Source organism: Enterococcus hailinensis, assembly GCF_045862035.1.
Classification (GTDB): domain Bacteria; phylum Bacillota; class Bacilli; order Lactobacillales; family Enterococcaceae; genus Enterococcus_A; species Enterococcus_A hailinensis.
In genome coordinates this window covers 178,235-196,104 of the sequence record NZ_BAAFRV010000004.1, presented here as the reverse complement: position 1 = coordinate 196,104, position 17,870 = coordinate 178,235, and the positions used below count along the sequence as shown (strand labels likewise).

At 37.9% G+C, this 17,870-nt stretch carries 18 protein-coding genes; 3 read left to right on the top strand and 15 right to left on the bottom strand.

All coding sequences use genetic code 11. The features are described 5' to 3' along the window. Nucleotides 1-443: 443 nt before the first annotated feature. The 3 genes from ACKTSC_RS05125 to ACKTSC_RS05115 form a co-directional block, all read right to left on the bottom strand. A complete protein-coding gene (locus tag ACKTSC_RS05125) occupies nt 444-983 on the bottom strand; it encodes a GNAT family N-acetyltransferase (protein ID WP_407857026.1) in 540 nt (179 codons plus the stop codon). Between the two features lie 99 nt (nt 984-1,082). Next, the gene (locus ACKTSC_RS05120) at nt 1,083-1,700 is read right to left on the bottom strand and encodes a hypothetical protein (protein WP_407855750.1); all 618 of its coding nucleotides are present in this window, start codon (nt 1,698-1,700) and stop codon (nt 1,083-1,085) included. A 148-nt stretch (nt 1,701-1,848) separates the two neighbouring features. Continuing rightward, the gene (locus ACKTSC_RS05115; protein WP_407857025.1) at nt 1,849-2,472 is read right to left on the bottom strand and encodes an NAD(P)H-binding protein; all 624 of its coding nucleotides are present in this window, start codon (nt 2,470-2,472) and stop codon (nt 1,849-1,851) included. Nucleotides 2,473-2,660: 188 nt separating this feature from the next. On the opposite strand from ACKTSC_RS05115, the gene ACKTSC_RS05110 reads away from it, so the two are divergent. Genes ACKTSC_RS05110 through ACKTSC_RS05100 form a run of 3 tightly spaced genes read left to right on the top strand, consistent with a single transcriptional unit; the run spans nt 2,661 to nt 4,511 of the window. After that, the gene (locus ACKTSC_RS05110) at nt 2,661-3,440 is read left to right on the top strand and encodes a bifunctional hydroxymethylpyrimidine kinase/phosphomethylpyrimidine kinase (protein WP_407857024.1); all 780 of its coding nucleotides are present in this window, start codon (nt 2,661-2,663) and stop codon (nt 3,438-3,440) included. A gap of 14 nt (nt 3,441-3,454) precedes the next feature. Next, nucleotides 3,455-3,949, top strand: coding sequence for an ECF transporter S component (locus ACKTSC_RS05105; RefSeq protein ID WP_407857023.1), 495 nt, complete (start codon nt 3,455-3,457; stop codon nt 3,947-3,949). A 22-nt stretch (nt 3,950-3,971) separates the two neighbouring features. Then, on the top strand, nt 3,972-4,511 hold the full coding sequence (locus ACKTSC_RS05100; protein ID WP_407857022.1) for a TIGR01440 family protein: 540 nt from the start codon (nt 3,972-3,974) through the stop codon (nt 4,509-4,511). Between the two features lie 47 nt (nt 4,512-4,558). Here the strand turns inward: ACKTSC_RS05100 and ACKTSC_RS05095 are convergent, their stop codons facing one another. From ACKTSC_RS05095 to ACKTSC_RS05040, 12 genes are all read right to left on the bottom strand, one after another. Next, complete coding sequence (locus tag ACKTSC_RS05095; RefSeq protein ID WP_407857021.1) at nt 4,559-6,799, bottom strand: AAA family ATPase; 2,241 nt, start codon at nt 6,797-6,799, stop codon at nt 4,559-4,561. 18 nt (nt 6,800-6,817) lie between these two features. Further along, the gene (locus tag ACKTSC_RS05090; RefSeq protein WP_332580647.1) at nt 6,818-7,297 is read right to left on the bottom strand and encodes a DUF6530 family protein; all 480 of its coding nucleotides are present in this window, start codon (nt 7,295-7,297) and stop codon (nt 6,818-6,820) included. Between the two features lie 148 nt (nt 7,298-7,445). Next, nucleotides 7,446-8,291 carry a DegV family protein gene (locus ACKTSC_RS05085; protein WP_407857020.1) on the bottom strand — a complete coding sequence of 282 codons (846 nt, stop codon included), beginning with the start codon at nt 8,289-8,291 and terminating at the stop codon, nt 7,446-7,448. Nucleotides 8,292-8,369: 78 nt separating this feature from the next. After that, nucleotides 8,370-9,548, bottom strand: a complete 1,179-nt coding sequence (locus ACKTSC_RS05080; RefSeq protein ID WP_407857019.1) for an LCP family protein — start codon at nt 9,546-9,548, stop codon at nt 8,370-8,372. 91 nt (nt 9,549-9,639) lie between these two features. Then, nucleotides 9,640-10,497, bottom strand: a complete 858-nt coding sequence (gene pheA, locus ACKTSC_RS05075) for a prephenate dehydratase (RefSeq protein WP_332580643.1) — start codon at nt 10,495-10,497, stop codon at nt 9,640-9,642. Next, complete coding sequence (locus ACKTSC_RS05070) at nt 10,497-11,000, bottom strand: shikimate kinase (RefSeq protein ID WP_407857018.1); 504 nt, start codon at nt 10,998-11,000, stop codon at nt 10,497-10,499. The genes pheA and ACKTSC_RS05070 overlap by 1 nt, the downstream gene beginning before the upstream one ends. Next, on the bottom strand, nt 11,000-12,283 hold the full coding sequence (gene aroA / locus ACKTSC_RS05065) for a 3-phosphoshikimate 1-carboxyvinyltransferase (RefSeq protein WP_407857017.1): 1,284 nt from the start codon (nt 12,281-12,283) through the stop codon (nt 11,000-11,002). The genes ACKTSC_RS05070 and aroA overlap by 1 nt, the downstream gene beginning before the upstream one ends. A 4-nt stretch (nt 12,284-12,287) precedes the next feature. Beyond that, on the bottom strand, nt 12,288-13,361 hold the full coding sequence (locus ACKTSC_RS05060) for a prephenate dehydrogenase (RefSeq protein WP_407857016.1): 1,074 nt from the start codon (nt 13,359-13,361) through the stop codon (nt 12,288-12,290). A gap of 18 nt (nt 13,362-13,379) precedes the next feature. Beyond that, entirely contained in the window at nt 13,380-14,540 is a 1,161-nt protein-coding gene (gene aroC / locus ACKTSC_RS05055) for a chorismate synthase (RefSeq protein ID WP_407857015.1), read from the bottom strand. 2 nt (nt 14,541-14,542) lie between these two features. Then, nucleotides 14,543-15,601, bottom strand: coding sequence for a 3-dehydroquinate synthase (gene aroB, locus ACKTSC_RS05050; protein ID WP_332580638.1), 1,059 nt, complete (start codon nt 15,599-15,601; stop codon nt 14,543-14,545). A 17-nt stretch (nt 15,602-15,618) separates the two neighbouring features. Continuing rightward, entirely contained in the window at nt 15,619-16,659 is a 1,041-nt protein-coding gene (gene aroF, locus ACKTSC_RS05045; protein ID WP_407857014.1) for a 3-deoxy-7-phosphoheptulonate synthase, read from the bottom strand. Nucleotides 16,660-16,680: 21 nt separating this feature from the next. Next, nucleotides 16,681-17,559, bottom strand: a complete 879-nt coding sequence (locus ACKTSC_RS05040; protein ID WP_332580636.1) for a shikimate dehydrogenase — start codon at nt 17,557-17,559, stop codon at nt 16,681-16,683. Nucleotides 17,560-17,870: the final 311 nt, after the last annotated feature.

Below are 17,870 nucleotides of genomic sequence, written 5' to 3'. Positions count from 1 at the left end.
GCTGTATCTCTTGAAGAACCTGTTAAGGTAACAATTTCCTTCAAACTAAGAGTTCCGCGCGTCTTCAATTCCTCTAAAATTAACTCAAGCCGTTTCTTTTGAATCATAAACATGCCTCCTTTTAAGCTAGTGTAAGCACATTTATATGTTAGCTTAAAATAGCTTATTCGTCAATGTTAACCCCTGGTACATAACAAAAACACCCAACAGAGAATTGCTGGATGTTGCACTTTATTCTGGTATCCGAGAGTAGATTAATGGAATCCAGTACCAATGAATAGCTATATTTAGCTTAGCTCACTTTACAGTTCTTCTTAACTATTTTTGCCTATTTAGCACTACATTGATTACTTTAATAGCTTTTTTTGCATTAAATCGTTTTTTTTATCTAACTTTTTTTACTTGGGCTTAATTGTTTTTAGCTAATAAATTTTGAATAAAATTCATTCAATCTTTGAATTAGCCTTAATTGAATACACTTGGTATTCACAGGCTCGATTATTTTGTAGCCGTAAATATGAAAAATCATAAGTCATACCAATATTTTTTATAACTTTTTGAGATGCAAAATTTTCTACATTACTTTGAGCAATTACTTGAGTTAATTGAAATTTGTTAAATGCTAGTTCAATAAGTTGTTTGCTGATCAATGTTGCGTAACCATGTTTTTGGAATTCTTCTTTCACTATGTAAGCGATTTCTGTGTATTCTTGCTTATTAATCGTTGTTTTCAATAGTCTCGCAATGCCTATAAGCTGGTTTGAATCTATTTTTTCAACTATATAGTAACTATAACCATTGCTGATATATTCTGCTTGAATTCGTTGAAACCATTGAGCGACTTCAATGTCGGTATAGGTTTTGCCCCAGCCTAAAAGCATTAATTGTTTATTTTGTAGAATAGTTTTTAAAAATGTACGATCTGTAGACTTCAGTTTTCGTAATGCGAATAAATGATTAATGAGAGTACCTCCTAGAGACAATTTTATTTTTTTAAAAATATTTTAAATGCGATATTAATATTCTTTTTGTTCGTTAAATAGAAAATAGCTGATTACTTGAAAAAAATCCAAGTATATCCGCTATTTTTTGTTTCTATTCTTTATTTTTTTTGCCAATTCTTGAAATTGTATCCTTACACTTTTTTCGGGTTCTTTATTTTCACCTTTACGCCGTTCTTCTACCAGAGATATACCTCTATGTTCTGCTCGAAATATATTGCGTTTGATTTCTTCCACTCTTGCTAATTTAACTAAAGATTGTTGATTATTTTTAAAGAGCTCATGAGTCTTTTTATTATGGATCTGCTCGGTTACTTTTTCATTGAAGTAACTAGATATACCTACATTAATGATCACTGCAATCAAAAGGAAATTGTTCGCGACACTAGAGCCTTGTAAATACCCCTGGTTGAATAGCCAAATGATATAACAAACTAAGGCGAACACACTAAATACTTGATACACTTTTAGTATTTTTTCACGCTCTGTACGATCGGAGAAAGCTGGTTTTGTTTCCTCGAAGAGTTCTAAATAAATATCCCGCGCTTCTTTAAATTCGGGGAATGTTTTATCTGCTGTTTTATGCGCTTCTTCTTTAAGAAAATGCCGCTCTTTTATATAATATTTTTCAATATTTCGTTTTTTGATCATTTGAACCCCCTCTACGATTCTAAGATCATGGACAAGTTGAAAATGCATGTGACATACTCCTTAATCACGAAAACCTTATTTGACATTCCTATTTTATCATTAAGCGAAACGAAAGACTAAGAAATAATTTAATATTTTTCATGATTACTGAATCAAGGTAAAAACACGACTCAACTAAAAATTGAGTCGTGTTTGATTAAACTGTTTTCAGTGCTTCAGAAACCGTTTGGTCCCCATCACTCATTAGAATAACTTTTCCAATCGTGTTCTCATGCTCTATTATTTCTGCTAAAACTAATGCCACGTTTTCAATTGAGTTTTCATATGGTCTCTTTATATTAGTCGTTACTTTTCCATTACCAGGAGTTTCTTTTAAACTTCCCGGTTGTAAGATCGTGTAATCAAGTTTTGTATTATTCACTAACCAATTATCTGAAAAATATTTTGAAATATTATATTCAGTTAATGATTCGCCCCATTTTTCTGGTTGCAAAGCAAACAATGAGCTTAATTGAACATAGCGTTTGATACCTTTTTTTTCTGCAGCCTGCATTAATTTTACAGCACCATATAAGTCTGTTTGCAACAGGTCCTTGCCTCGAGATCCGGCAACAAAATACACAACTTCTGAATCAGATAATTTTTCTGCTATCTCATCTACTGTTGCATGTAAATCTAAGTGAACTGGCATCACCTGCTCATTTGCTGTGATTTCATTCTCTCTTCTTGCACCAGCGTAAATGAAATGACCCTTTTTTGTCAGGTCTTTAATCAATTCTTCGCCTACTCTTCCAGTTGCTCCGGCAATAAATATTTTCATCTTAAAAACCCCTCTCTTATGATATGCTAACCCATTTTTACACTTTAAACAAATCTTTTTACTTTTAATTGGATGAGTTTAAAAACAACCAATTGGCTGTTTGATTTTTTTAAAAGACTATTATAATAGTAACTATCATTATGTTGTAAGAGATTTATTTTTTATGATAAATAATTAGGAGTTTTGCTATGACAAAAACTATTTTGACCATTGCTGGATCGGATACTTTAGCTGGTGGTGGATTACAATCTGATTTAAAAACCTTTGAGAATCATCAATTATTTGGAGTCACTGCAATCAGCTGTATTGCAACATGTAAAAATGATCAATTTGAAATCAATGATATTCCTCCCACTTTATTTAATGATCAGCTTCAATCGATTTCAGCTAATCTTTCACTAGACGGAATAAAAATTGGTTTAATCCATCAGTTGGAATCGGTAGCATTTGTTGAAACGTTCATTAAGTCGTTTGATGGCCCAGCAGTTTTAGACCCTGTCATGGCCTTTAAAGAGACCAATAACGTTTATAGTAAGGATTATCGAGAAAAATTAATTGAACTGTTTCCTTTTACGACGATCATTACGCCAAATCTAACAGAAGCTGAACTTTTGAGTCAACAATCCATCCACAACAAAAAAGATATGGAACTTGCGGCTCATAAAATAATTGAATTAGGAGCAAATGCTGTCGCTATCAAAGGAGGCGAACGCCTTTCTGGTGAGCTTGCGACAGATTTATTCTATGACGGTCATCAAATGACATATTTTACAAAGCCCAAATTAGTTGCAAATACAATCAACGGTGCTGGATGCAGTTTTGCCTCAGCCATTGCATCTAATTTAGTTCTAGGAGATTCACTCCTACTTTCCGTTGAAAAAAGTAAAGAATTTGTTTACCAAGCGATTCGAAATGGAATTGAATTAAAAAATGGCGAAGGCAATGTGTGGTACGGTAAAAATGTATGAATGGAGGAATCATCGTGAAGACAAAAGATATGACCAAACTAGCTATGATGGTTGCTTTGACTGTTAGCTTATCGATTTTATTTATTATCCCTGTCCCCGCAACAAAAGGATTTGTCACATTGTGTGAGGTTGGTATATATACTTCTGCCCTGCTTTTTGGTCCTGGCGGCGGGTTATTAGTAGGTGCTATGAGCGGCGGTTTGATTGACTTGATTTCTGGTTATCCAGAATGGGCCATTTTTTCAATTCTGATCCATGGATTACAAGGCTTCATTTTAGGTTATTTGTATAATCGTATGCCAAATAAAAAGGGGCTCACTATTGGTTTTATCGGCGCAAGTTTATTTATGATCATCGGCTACGCCTTAGCAACTGCTTTATTATTTGGTTGGCCAGCCGGACTGGCTTCCTTACCAGGAAATTGTATTCAAAACCTTTTTGGAATCGCAGTAACTGTCCCGCTATTTCAAGCATTACAAAAAGTTATTCGTCATCCCCAATATAAATAAATCATAGAAAGAAGTAATAAAAATGGAAAAAGAAGTATTACAAAAGAACTTAACGACAATTGTCGAAGATGTGCTCAAAGCGGCTGAATTGAAAAGCGGAGATGTGTTTGTCTTAGGTTGTACAACCAGTGAAATCGTTGGCGGAACGATTGGCAAGAATTCTAGTCAAGAAGTCGGTCAATGGGTCATAGCCACATTGAAATCAATTCTTGATCCTAGAGGAATATATTTAGCTGTTCAAGGATGTGAGCACATCAATCGTGCAGTAGTTGTTGAACGTGATTTGGCTGCTAAAAAAGATTGGGAAATCGTCGCAGTCAAACCGGCTCTTCATGCTGGCGGATCATGTTCTGTAGCCGCTTTTGAGCAATTTACTGATCCTGTTGAAGTTGAACATATCGTTGCGCAAGCCGGAATCGATATTGGCGATACTTCGATCGGTATGCATGTAAAATACGTGCAAGTTCCTGTTCGTCCATCTATCAAAGAATTAGGAGCCGCACACGTGACTGCATTACGTAGTCGTCCTAAATACATTGGCGGACCTCGTGCTACCTACTAGATAGAAAAAGCCAGGCTATTGAAAGCCTGGCTTTTTTTGTATTTTATTTAAACAAAACGAGCAATTAATTGTAATAACTGCTCAGATAGTTTTGAAATATCTGAAATGTCCACAAAGTGTCCTTCGCCATATAGAGAACGTAATTGATTTTTGTCGTCACCGATCGCACATGCAATAAAAAGAATTCCTTTGCGCTCGTAGTCATCAAGCACCGCTTGAATATCTTTTTGTGCCTTAACTCCTGTATAATCAGGCAATGCTTTTGGCTGTCCATCGCTGATCGATAATAATACTTTTGTATCAGCAGTTTGTTGACTTAATTTTTCAGCTAATAATTTTAATGGTACGCCATCTCGATTATTTTGCCGTGGTTTCATAGTAGCTATTTTAGCGGCTATGAAATCATACCCATCATCAAATTCTTTGTATGAATAAATCGATGTTTTCTCACGCTGGCTAAGATCTGCTGAATCTCCATATAGCATTAAAGGAATGTTTGTTTGTTCGGCAAAAAGACTTAATGCTACTGCCGCTAATTTTGCATTTTGAATCCGATCATCTTTCAACATCGAACCTGATTCATCGACGCGGACAGCTAGAGCTAAAGAAGGTTGTTCATTTGGTGGATTTTTCTTATCAAAATTTCTTAAATCACCATAGGCGACACGACTTGGATTGAATTTCGTACCATAATATTTTCCAGTAGCATAATCAGTGCTGACTTCTTTATCTAATAAATCATTGATGACGCGACTTAACCCCGCTACTTCAGGTTGAACGATCTGTGTTAATTTCTTCCCCTCTGCGATAGCTGAGGCATCGATTTTTGGTCGATGCAAAATTGTTCCTTCTTTTGCATGGATCGTTTCTTTTAAGGTCGCTCGAATTTCTCGATTCAACTCTTTTCGTTTGGTTTTATCCAATTCAGTCATTTCATCTAACGACATCGCTGAACCTATTTTTTCTTGCTCATCTATCGAGGCAGATGTACTCTGAGCTTCAGCCTCGCCGCGTTCTGTTTCCTCATCGATCTTGGCACCTGCTTGAGGTATATTTTTGATTTTATCAGTTTCCTCTACTTGTTCCTCAATAGCTAATTCTGAAGCTCGTTCCCTTGTATTTTGATCGAGTTCACTGACTAACGTTGCTTGCTCAGATTCTTCAAAAATATTGCGTTTATCAGCTTCTACTTGGCTAATTTTTCGGCCTTGTTGTATTTTTTGCTGATTTTTTATTTGCTGCAGCTTCGTTAATAAACGGCTCTCTTCTAATGCGTCTTGTAAAATTTTTAATTCATTTTCGTCTGTAGTTAGTTTATATAAAACTTTAGGGAAGATCGTTTCTAGTGGATCTTGGCCTTGTTTTAAACTATTAACCCAAAAGAAATATGAACGCATTCCAGCGACACCTTTAATTGCATTGGCCTTTGCTGTTTCATCTAATAAGCGAATAATCTGTGCCATAATCTCCAAATAATCATGATCTTCATAATTAGTCTTAGCGATCGCTCGTTCAATCATCACTTCAATTGATGGTAGATCCATTTTTTCTGCATGTTGCATACGATCACGCAAAGATTCATTTAAGGGACGATTCCCTTGATAATTTCGGTTGGTCGTCACAATAACCACACAATCAGGATGGCGACGAATGATCCCTGTTGGTATATTCAGCAAGCCGTTTGGCTCCAAAGCTGAATTTAATGCCACTAAGACTGACGCATCACGAATAACTGTCGGCTCTTGGATTTCCAGTAGATAGCCTTTTTGCATCGCACGAACGATTTCTGAAGGATAGAACTTATACTCTACAGTTGTGACGTTATCTGCTTGATCAATCCGTTCGACCAATTGTTGAAATCGAACTTTGGCTTGATTGGCATCGATTTGAAAATGACTTTCGATCACTTCAAGAACTGCCTGTAAAGAATCGGTTTGGTAAATCGCTTCTAGTAATTCATGATCTTCTTCATTATCTGTTTTGACGATCGGAAGCAACGCTCCAAAAATATCCGTTTTATCCATATCAGCAAAACAAGTGACTTTTGTATACGGAAGTTGCAAATCTGCTGACAACGCCCGTGCTAATTGTGTTTTACCAGATCCAGCATCGCCTTCCAACAATACATTCATTACTTTCATTTCAGGATCTAGCCAATTCATTTTTATTTCAGCAGCAATTCGCAATTCCTCTTTGCTTGTTTTATGGCTAGTTGGCTTTTGCCAAATCATCTGCTCTTCTACTCTAGTAAAACTGCGCCCTTTCGTTACTACAAAAGGTTTCTCCATCTCGGTCACCTCTTTTATCTAATATCCTAACTCGTCTAGCAGACGTTTCAATGTGCGATAACGTTGTGCAATCAGATCGCCGTCTTTATTCATCGTATCATTGAATAAAATAATATCTTCATCTATCTTAGGATTTTCTGTATCTACTTCTACTGTCATGCGGCCACCTTGCACACCGATAATATCAACAGTCGGATTTTCTGGATCATAAAATTTTTCATAGCGGTAAGCATCTTGGAGATAAATACTCGATTGGGCAACTAAAATCGCTAAATCAAGGATACGCGTGATTGGTAATTCTTCTGATTGGCGCGACCACTTTTCTCCTGTGTGGCGCCAAACTTTCCCTGATATATCCACCTGTCCTCGATCATTCCATTGGGCAAGACCCAAGGTCAAACCTTTTGCATCACTGTTCCAAGCGTGATGGCCATCGATTTTGTCATAATCTTCCACTAAAAATACTGGTTTATGTTTTAAATTTGTCGGAATCTTCATTATAAGTTCCTCCTTAGCATGTATTCACTTATTTAATAGATCACCTTTACTAATTTAGTAATTTACTAAACTACTAATGAAGCAAGGATACGAAATTCTTTGTTTTTTTGCAAACAAAAACTCACTAAGAAACTTAGTGAGTTGATGATTACTTCGCCACACCTAAAGCAATAGCCTTATCTCCTAAATGTGTCCCGATAACTGGACCAAACGTTCCAACATCAATCGTGGCATTCGGATACTTTTTGCTTAATTTTTCGACTTCTTGTTGTGCTAGCTCCGGATTATTTCCGTGTATCACATAAATTCGTAATTCCTCGTCGCTTTCTTGACGATGTTCTTCAATAATATCTTCTGTTCGTTGCAAGGCTTTCTTTAATGAACGAATCTTTTCAAATAAAACAATTTTACCATCTTCAAACGTTAAGATAGGTTTGATTTTTAATAATCCACCAATAATTGCTGCACCGTTGGTTAAACGTCCTCCACGAACAAGGTTGTCTAAATCATCAACGATGATGTATGCATGTGTTGTATCACGAATTTTATCGATTGCTGTTAATACATCTGCTAAAGCTGCGCCTTGATCACTCATCTCTAAGGCTTTTTCAACCATATATCCCATCGGAACACTCGTGATTTTTGAATCGTAGGGAATTACATTCAATCCTTGAATATCTTCTCTAATCGCCGTTAATGTACGAACAAAGCCAGAGATACCTTCAGACAAATGAATACTGATCACTGTATCGTATCCTTGTTCTTTGATCGAGCGATACAATTCATAGACTTCACCTAAAACTGGTTGAGACGTCTTAGGGAAATTTTTACTATCTTTTAGCTTGTGATAAAACTCTTCGTAACTAATATCCACCCCTTCTTCAAAAGGCTCGCCATCAATGATGACTGGAATTGGAATCACAAACAAATCTTTGTGGTTACGTGTGCGTTCATTCAGATAAGCTGTGCTATCTGTCACGATCGCTAATTTCATAATTAGTTCCTCGTTTCAATCAAATTTACAATAAGTATAATATAGCATATTAAAAGTTTCATGGAAATGAAAACTCAATTACTTTGCTAAAAACTCTTTAACTGCTTGAGCATTTTGGCTCGTATCGACCGCTAAGGCACTACCGGCATTGTCTGTATCGATGTATGACCATGACCCATCGATCGGCAAGGTCAAACGCTCGATGCCACCGACTGCTTTCGCAAAGTTAAATAAATTACCTAATATAAAGGTATTTGGGATATCGCTAGATAAATAGCCCCATATTTTCCCAGCTGCATAAGGTCCACGTAATAATACTAATGGGTTCTTTAATTGACTAAAAACAGATGTCATGACTTGCTGTTGCCGACGAACCCGACCGAAGTCACCTTCTTCATCCATTCTAAAGCGAGCATAGTTTAATAATGTATGACCGTTCATCCGCTGTTCCCCTTTGGAAATCGGCTCATCGATATAAGAACTCATATCTTTTTCAGCATCGATTTTTACACCATTCGGGAAAAGTGCATCTACCCCTTTTTCAAAAGTCTGAAAATCAACCATCGCATAATACCGACAATCAATTCCAAAATTTTCTTTCAATGTTTGGCGAACTAAGTCTGCGCCGCCATAGGCATAGGCTGCATTTAATTTATTTTGTCCGACCCCTGGGATATCTACATACATGTCGCGCATAAAGGAAACCAATTTCGGTTTGCCTTTTCCGTCTACTTGCAAAACCATCATTGAGTCAGAGCGACCACTGACATTGTCGCGTGTATCACTCCCTAAAAGTAAGATGTTCTTTGTCCCATCGTCCGAAGCAGCACCGCTAAATTCTTGCGTCTCGATGGCCGGCATACTAGAATCATGTTTTGCCGCGAAATTTCCCACTCCGAATGCAACAATTGAATACGCGAATAAAGCGACTAAAATTGTAAGGAGGATTTTCTTCCAGCTTCTTTTTCGTTTCGATTTTTGTTCGTCAGGATTTTTTGCTTTGCGCTTAAATGGCGAATGAACTCTAGGGAAATTCAAATTGAAACGTTTCTTTTTATTTGAATTGGAGGATTGATCTTCGTAATAAAAATGCTCTGCTGATTCGGGTTCCTGGTCTAGTAATTCTTCTTGATTTTTAACTGGAGGATTGGCCGCTTGTTCTTTCTTCTTTATTTCACGCCGAAAGCCAAAAGGTTGTTTTTCTTCCTTTTGACTTTCTTCATGAATCTTTTTGTATTTGTCCATCCGACTACTCATGATGCACCTCTTTATCTTTATCTCTATGTATATTAAAAATAGCAAATCCTGCTGTTTTTGTCTTATTTTTATCAAAAAAAATTAGAAAACCTTAATTACTAAGGTTCTCTAATTTCTTTGTAAGGTATGTTGGATAATTACCAATTAGTTTTACAGTGAATTTTTCTTGATTTAACCGTTGTAATACAGCAGTTAATTTATTACCTATTGGAACTTCTAAATCAATAATAAAGAAATATTCCCCTAATTTTGTTTTACGGGTCCGTGACTCGATCTTTGTTAAATTGATTTTTTCTTCAGCAAAAAAAGCTAAACCTTTATACAAAGCTCCGGGATGATCCTGTGCCAAATCAAACAAAATCGTTGCTTTACGTTTTTCGAAAACTAAATCACTCTGAATCGGTTGAGTACCTAGAACCCAAAAACGGGTTTCATTCGTCTCGATCGATTGGATATTCTCTTGGACGATTGTTAGACCAAATTGGGCAGCCGCTTCTCTCGATCCAATAGCTGCGTAATTATTTTCTGGATGTTCAGCGACTTTTTGCGCACCTAAAGCAGTTGAACCCATTTGTTCAATATCAACGGTTGGAAAATGTTCCAAAATAAAATTTTGTGATTGAGCTAAAGCTTGTTGGTGACTACAGATCAAGGTCGTTTGTTCCCAATCTTCCTGGTGATCTGGATGGACCATTAGCTGCTGTTGGATTGGCAGAACGATTTCTGCCTGAATCGTCGGCAATGTTTTAAAAATCAAGTCAAGCGTTGGTAAAACCGACCCCTCAATCGTATTTTCAATCGGAACGACACAATAATCAACTTCGCGTCGGCGTTGCGCTTCTAACAAGGCTGTTAAAGATTCATAAGGTGTTAGAACTTCTGCAGAAAAAAACTGATGGGCAGCAGCATAGGTAAAAGAACCTCTAGGGCCTAAATAACCAACTTTCATTAAGAGACCACCTGCTGCATGATTTCTTCTACGATTTCGTTCGGTGACTTTTCTGAAGTATCAACGGTGATTTTGGCTAATTTTTCATATAGTTTTTCTCTTGAAAAGAATAAACGCTTTAAATCCCCATCATCATTTTTGATAGCTAAAGGACGAACATTCACCTTATCTTCACGAATACGATGGACCAATGTCTTTACATCTGCTTTTAGATAAACAACTAATTTATCTGCTAAGACTTTTTGATTTTCTGGTTGTAAGATCACACCGCCACCGGTAGCAATGATTGAGTCATTGGTCAACGCTTCTTTTAATAAAGCTGTTTCATGCTCGCGAAAAGCAGCTTCACCGTGTTCTTCAAAATAATCATTGATAGGCTGACCGATACGTTTAACTAATACATCATCCATATCAATAACCTCTGCACGGGTACTAGCAGCTAATGCTTGGCTGACAGTCGTTTTACCTGCTCCCATAAATCCGATTAACACAATTGATTCCATTAGGCATTCTCCTTTATTAATTGACTCAAATCATTGAAAAATTCAGGATAAGATATATTGATGGCTTCTGGATTGGTTAATTCGACTGATTCTGAAGTTAAGAGTGCAGCAATCTGAAGCATCATTCCAATGCGATGATCTCCGTGACTATCCACCACCCCGCCATGTAAAGGTGTCGGTCCATGAATAATCAATCCATCTTCTGTCGTTTCGATCGCTGCTCCTAATTTATTTAGTTCAGCTGCAGTAGCATCAATTCGATTAGTTTCTTTAACTTTCAATTCTTGCGCATCACGGATAATAGTTGTTCCTTGCGCTTGGGTTGCCGCTAAAGCAATGATTGGCAATTCATCGATCAATCGTGGAATGATCTCCCCGCTAATCTCACAAGCCGTTAAATCAGCTGCTTGCACTAATAAATCAGCCGCTTGATTTTTTTCATCTCGTGCTTGTTCTTTAATATCTGCGCCCATTTCTGCTAATACATCTAGAATGCCAGTGCGTGTTGGATTGACGCCTACATGTTTTAGTAGAAGCTGACTATTTTTTACAATCGATGCCGCAACTAAATAGAAAGCTGCCGATGAAATATCTCCTGGAACGGTAACCGTTTGGCCCACTAGATGTTGATCGCCCGAAAGAGTGATTTTTTTATCTGCAACTGTAATGTTCCCACCGAATTGTTTGATCATTTCTTCTGTATGATTGCGCGATTTTTCTTTTTCAATAATAGTTGTTTCGCCTTTAGCTTGCATCGCAGCAAAAATAATTGCAGATTTAACTTGGGCACTAGCGATCGGCATCTCATAAGTAATTGCTGAAAGCTCATGACCTTTAATAGTAATAGGAGGAAATTCACTATTTTTTGTTCCTTGTAACTCCGCGCCCATCTCGCGTAAAGGTCCCATCACGCGTTCCATTGGACGGCGATTTAAAGAGGCATCACCTGCGATTTGTGAGTCAAATGATTGTCCTGCTAAAATACCTAATACTAAACGCATCGTTGTCCCAGAGTTTCCGGCATTTAACATCTCTGATGGTGCTTTTAAGCCAGAAAAACCTTTGCCTTCAACCGTAATCGTCTCCCCATCGTCTTTGATCTTCACACCTAATGCTTTAAAAACGGCAACGGTACTTAGACAATCTTCTGCCCGTAAAAAATTATGAACAGTCGTTGTTCCATGACTGATTGCTCCAAACATAATACTCCGATGAGAAATCGACTTATCTGCAGGGACGGTCAATTCTCCTTGTAGACCTTGCTTTGTTTTCAATAATTCCATTTGCTCAACTCCTTATCCGACAATGAAAATCTGCTTGTTCGATCATTTGTTGACCTTTTACTAAATCGTTTTGATTTTTGAACGACAACTCTAACACGCCAAAAATATCTTCCCGCGTTTCTTGAATTTTTAAATTAATGATCGAAATATCTGCTTCACTTAAAATCGTCATAACCTTGGCAACTGCTCCGACAATATCTGGGATGTCGACATACAAATCATAAAACGCCGGAATTGCTCCACGATCTTTAGCTGGTAGCAGATCCCGTGATTGTTTGGCCTGATCGAAAAAAGCATAAATTGCAGATTGATCTTTCGCTAGCAAATTACTTTTGATTTGATTCATTTGATTCTGCCACTCTTCAATTAAATGTAAAAGCGCTGGGCGATTAGTCAATAAAATATCTGTCCACATTTGCGGATCTGATGAAGCGATCCGGGTAATATCACGAAATCCACCTGCAGCTAATTGTGTGGCTCGTGGATGTTCCTCCGATAAATTATCGCTCATCCTTACCAGTCCAGCAGCTACGATGTGTGGGAGATGACTGAGGACACCTACAATTTCATCATGGGCTTCTGGTTCGATCACAACAAACTTTGCTCTCGTTGGGGTAAGTAATTCGATCAATGGTACAGCATCACTTTCTTCAAAAGGAGTCAAAATATAATAAGCCTCTTCAAAAAGATTAGGATTTCCTGCTTTTACACCAGACTTATGTGATCCTGCCATCGGATGTCCACCAATAAATGTAAAGGGGAGCTCTTTTGCTATTTTCATTACTTCATTTTTAGTACTTCCGGTATCTGTAACAATTACGGAAGCTTTTAACGGTAACTCAGCTAATACTTGTAAATAACTCAAACTAGCCAAAACAGGAACCGCTAAAATAATAATATCCATTTGCTTTGCTTCTTCTATAGAAGTAATTTGATCTACTAAACCAACTTCCAGCGCAATTTCTCTTGTTTCTGCTGAATGATCCCAACCAAATAACTCAATTGACGGATTTTTGATCGCTCGACAAAGGGAGGCGCCTATCAAACCTAGTCCTAAAATAAATACTTTTTTCTTCATAGACGCACACTCCTTTTTTTAAAAGTTTTTGATGTCCTCGCGGTATTGTTGAACCGCTCTTTGTAAATCTTCGATCGTATCCGCTGGAAATTGATCTAAAATTTCTTCTGCTAGAACTGTTGCTACGACATGCTCAGCTACGACTGAAGCTGCTGGGACTGCCGTACTATCGGACCGTTCTACACTTGCTTTGTATGGTTCTTTCGTATCGATATCAACACTCATCAATGGTTTGTATAACGTCGGAATAGGTTTCATTACACCTCGAACAATGACTTGTTCCCCATTAGTCATGCCACCTTCAAATCCACCAAGATGATTACTCGTTCTTGAGTATCCGTCTTCCCAAACAATTTCATCCATCACTTTTGATCCCGGCTGACGGGCCGCTTCAAAACCAATTCCAAATTCCACGCCCTTGAAAGCGTTGATACTCATCATAATTTGAGCAATTTTTCCATCTAATTTGCGATCCCATTGAACGTAGCTTCCTAATCCGGCAGGAACATTATCTGTCCGAACTTCTACGACGCCGCCAATCGTGTCACCCGCTTTTTTAGTTTGATCGATCAATTCTTTAACTGATTCTTCAATCTCTAAATCGACCATATTCACTGCAGATTGCTGAACTTTTGTTTTAATTTCTTTAACACTCAATTGTTCGGGAATGTTCGCTGAGATTCCTCCGAGAATAGCCACATGACTTGCGATGTCGATGTCGATAGCTGCTAAAATTTGTTTTGCAACTGCTCCGACAGCCACACGCATCGTAGTCTCTCTAGCTGATGAACGTTCTAAAACATTTCGTAAGTCGCGATGGTGGTACTTCATTCCTCCAACTAAATCAGCATGTCCAGGACGTGGTTTTGAGACTCTTCTCAACTGTTGATCTTTCTCAGGGCCTTCTTCAACTGACATCACTTTTTGCCAATTTTTCCAATCACGGTTTTGAACGATCATAGTGATCGGTGCACCAATTGTTTTCCCATGGCGAACACCTGATGTGATACGAACTTGATCTTTTTCGATCTTCATTCGTCCACCACGGCCGTATCCGCCTTGTCTCCGAGCTAATTCTTGATTGATCTCATCGATTGAAAGTGCTAGTCCTGCTGGAACACCTTCAATGATTGCTGTTAATTCTGGTCCATGTGATTCTCCAGCTGTTAAGTACCGCATACTTATTCCCCTCCTATTAAATAATCTCGTATTTCAGTCATTTTAATTTTTTTAATTTTGGCATTGCCAATGTCTTCCAACAAAATGATATTCAGTAAGCCACCACGTGCTTTTTTATCATGCGTGATTGCTCGGTAAAACGTCTCAACTGTCCAAGGCGTATACTCTATCGGCAATCCATATTTCTGATTCATCGCAATGATCTGCTGAGTAATACCTTTTGGTGAAAGACCTTTGGTTTCAGCTGTTTGAGAAATTTTCACCATTCCGATTGCAACCGCTTCTCCATGGCTAATTTTTCCATAGCCGGCTGTATTTTCAATTGCATGACCAATCGTATGACCAAAATTTAATAATAAACGTGAGCCATTATCAAATTGATCTTCTTCTACAACGACTTTTTTAACATTTAATGCTTTTGTGATGATCATTTCACTATGAGCCAACAGTTCTTCGATTCCTGTTAGTTTCTCAAGATCTTGCCATAATGATTGATCAGCGATTGCTCCACATTTAATGATTTCAGCAATACCTTCACGAACACGTATTTCTGGTAAAGAATTCAATGTTTCTGGATCGATCAATACACCATCTGGTTGTGCGAAAGTTCCAATCATATTTTTAGCTTTCGCTGAATTCACAGCTGTTTTACCACCGATACTAGAATCAACTTGGGCTAATAAAGAAGTTGGGATTTGAACAAATGCGATTCCACGCATATAAGTAGAAGCAACGAAACCAGCTAAATCTCCAACGACACCACCGCCTAAAGCAATGACTGCATCGCTGCGAGTGAAACCTTGATCGGCTAGAAACTCATAAAGTTTACTAGCCATATCTAGGGATTTACTTTTTTCGCCAGCGGGAACAGAAAAATGACAAACTTCATACTGACTTAATTGATTTTTGATAGTTTCTCCATAAATCGGATACACATTGTCATCGCTAATGATCGCAATTTTTTTATCTTGCCAAAGTGAAGCGATCCATTCGCCAACAGAATTTAATGCATGGCGTTTTACAATGATTTCATAACTTTTTTCTGGTAAAACAATTTCCATGAAATCCGCCTCCCGTTTTATGCAAGTGATGGTTCTTCAGACAATGCGGTAATTTTTTTCATCGCATCAACAAGAATGTTAACTTCTTCCATCATTTTTAAGTAGTTCTTTTCATTTAATGATTGTTCACCATCAGACCATGCATGCAATGGATCTGGATGGATCTCAACGATCATACCATCGGCACCACTAGCTACACCTGCTCTAGCCATCGGTCCAACTAGATCCCAAACGCCAGTACCATGACTTGGGTCAACAATAATTGGGAAATGACTCAATTTTTTGATCAATGGCACAGCACTTAGATCGAAGGTATTTCGTGTGGCAGTTTCGTATGTTCGGATACCACGTTCGATGAAGATGATTTTTGAGTTTCCTTGAACTGCAATGTATTCTGCTGCATTTAACCATTCTTGGATCGTTCCTGAAATCCCACGTTTCAATCCAATTGGTTTGCCTGTTTTACCGACAGCTTCTAGTAAGCGGAAATTTTGCATGTTACGCGCACCGATTTGAATGATATCAGCGTATTCACAAACAACATCGATATGTGCTTCATCCATTACCTCAGTGATTACTTTCAAACCGTATGTGTCAGCTGCCTTACGCATGATTTTCAATCCTTCTTCGCCTAGTCCTTGGAACGCGTAAGGTGAAGTACGAGGTTTGTATGCTCCGCCACGTAAAATAGTTGCTCCACCAGCTTTAGCCATTCGAGCTGTTTCCATGATTTGTTCTTCACCTTCAACTGAACATGGTCCAGCCATGGTTACGAAACTGCCGTCACCGATTTTAACGCCATCAACATCAACCACTGTATCTTGTGGATGGAATTCTCTTGAAGTTAATTTGTAAGTATTAGAAATCGGTACTGCACGCTCGACTACACTGTAACGCTGGAACGGAACATTTTGGATAACTTCTGGATCTCCAAGCAAACCTAAAACCAAACGATCTTTTCCATGATTAATTTGTACGCCCAATCCTTCTTCTTCGATACGGCTTAAGATTGGTGCCAATTCTGCTTCTTTGATGCCTTTTTTAATAATTAAGATCATAATAATAACTTCCTTCGTTTTTTATTTTTTAATTTCTTTTTCCAATAGGGGTTGAATCAATTCAGTCGGCATTTTTTTACCTGTCCATAATTCAAAAGCTGCAGCTCCTTGATATAACAGCATGCCTAAACCATTAACAGCCTTAGCTCCGACTTTTTTTGCTTCGCGGAGCAATTGTGTTTCACCAGGATGATAAATCACATCAAAAACGGCTAGATCTTCTCGCAACAACTTACTATCAGGTAAAGGGATTCGATCGGTATTCGGCGCCATTCCGATGCTCGTTGCATTGATCAAGAGACAACTATCAGCTAATGAGTTGGCTAGCTGTTGTTCATCAGCTAAATCATGCAGTTCGATCTTACAATCTGTTTCTTTAGCAATTTCTGCTAGTTTAGGTTCGACTTTTTGATAAAATTCATCTTTGATATTAAAGACATCGATTGCTGCCACACCATCGATTGCCGCTTGAGTGATGATAGCCGTTGCTGCACCGCCCGCTCCGATAATCGTGATCTTCTTCCCGATAACATCGATTTGATTTTGTTTCAAACTTTCCATACAACCAACACCATCGGTAGTATGACCGATCAACTTACCATCTTGATTCACGATCGTATTGATCGCCCCGATAAGTCGTGCAGCTTGGCTCAGTTCGTCAACATATTGCACTGCTGCCATTTTGTGAGGCATCGATAAATTAACACCTAACATTTCCAAATCCCGAATTGCTTGAATACTGGATCCTAACTTTTCTGGTGGAACATCAAAGCTAAGATACACAGCGTCGACTCCAGTTTCTTGAAATGATGTGGTATGCATCATTGGTGAAAAGCTGTGTCGTGCCGGCAAAGCATAAAGTCCGGCTAACCGTGTTTTTCCAGTTATTTCATTCTCCATCTTGTTTCACTCCTTCAAGTAAAATATTCGTTGCTGTTTTAGGTACGAAAAAAGGTCCATTGTAGAAAACCTACAATGAACCTCATCTCTCCAAAAATACCAAAGAAAAAAGCCACTATAGATTTTCATCTATGTGGCATTAAGTCATACTTAAAATCCTTAGCCATCATAGATACAAACGCGTGTCGTCTGCATCCATGAATCATGAATACAAACCTATCTAAAATAGCTAAAGTAATAATTATTCAGTTGTGTGTGCGTATTATTTTTCATATTCATAAAAAATCGCTCCAAACTGTTTTAAGATTGAA

Excerpts from the sequence above, each read along its gene's own strand:
- ACKTSC_RS05070 (WP_407857018.1), bottom strand. The coding sequence starts at position 11,000 with ATGGAATCAATTGTGTTAATCGGATTTATGGGAGCAGGTAAAACGACT.
- ACKTSC_RS05110 (WP_407857024.1), top strand. The coding sequence starts at position 2,661 with ATGACAAAAACTATTTTGACCATTGCTGGATCGGATACTTTAGCTGGT.
- aroA (WP_407857017.1), bottom strand. The coding sequence starts at position 12,283 with ATGGAATTATTGAAAACAAAGCAAGGTCTACAAGGAGAATTGACCGTC.
- pheA (WP_332580643.1), bottom strand. The coding sequence starts at position 10,497 with ATGAAAGTTGGTTATTTAGGCCCTAGAGGTTCTTTTACCTATGCTGCT.
- ACKTSC_RS05060 (WP_407857016.1), bottom strand. The coding sequence starts at position 13,361 with ATGAAGAAAAAAGTATTTATTTTAGGACTAGGTTTGATAGGCGCCTCC.
- ACKTSC_RS05085 (WP_407857020.1), bottom strand. The coding sequence starts at position 8,291 with ATGAAATTAGCGATCGTGACAGATAGCACAGCTTATCTGAATGAACGC.
- ACKTSC_RS05100 (WP_407857022.1), top strand. The coding sequence starts at position 3,972 with ATGGAAAAAGAAGTATTACAAAAGAACTTAACGACAATTGTCGAAGAT.
- ACKTSC_RS05040 (WP_332580636.1), bottom strand. The coding sequence starts at position 17,559 with ATGGAGAATGAAATAACTGGAAAAACACGGTTAGCCGGACTTTATGCT.
- ACKTSC_RS05115 (WP_407857025.1), bottom strand. The coding sequence starts at position 2,472 with ATGAAAATATTTATTGCCGGAGCAACTGGAAGAGTAGGCGAAGAATTG.
- ACKTSC_RS05090 (WP_332580647.1), bottom strand. The coding sequence starts at position 7,297 with ATGAAGATTCCGACAAATTTAAAACATAAACCAGTATTTTTAGTGGAA.
- aroC (WP_407857015.1), bottom strand. The coding sequence starts at position 14,540 with ATGCGGTACTTAACAGCTGGAGAATCACATGGACCAGAATTAACAGCA.
- ACKTSC_RS05120 (WP_407855750.1), bottom strand. The coding sequence starts at position 1,700 with ATGCATTTTCAACTTGTCCATGATCTTAGAATCGTAGAGGGGGTTCAA.
- aroF (WP_407857014.1), bottom strand. The coding sequence starts at position 16,659 with ATGATCTTAATTATTAAAAAAGGCATCAAAGAAGCAGAATTGGCACCA.
- aroB (WP_332580638.1), bottom strand. The coding sequence starts at position 15,601 with ATGGAAATTGTTTTACCAGAAAAAAGTTATGAAATCATTGTAAAACGC.
- ACKTSC_RS05095 (WP_407857021.1), bottom strand. The coding sequence starts at position 6,799 with ATGGAGAAACCTTTTGTAGTAACGAAAGGGCGCAGTTTTACTAGAGTA.
- ACKTSC_RS05080 (WP_407857019.1), bottom strand. The coding sequence starts at position 9,548 with ATGAGTAGTCGGATGGACAAATACAAAAAGATTCATGAAGAAAGTCAA.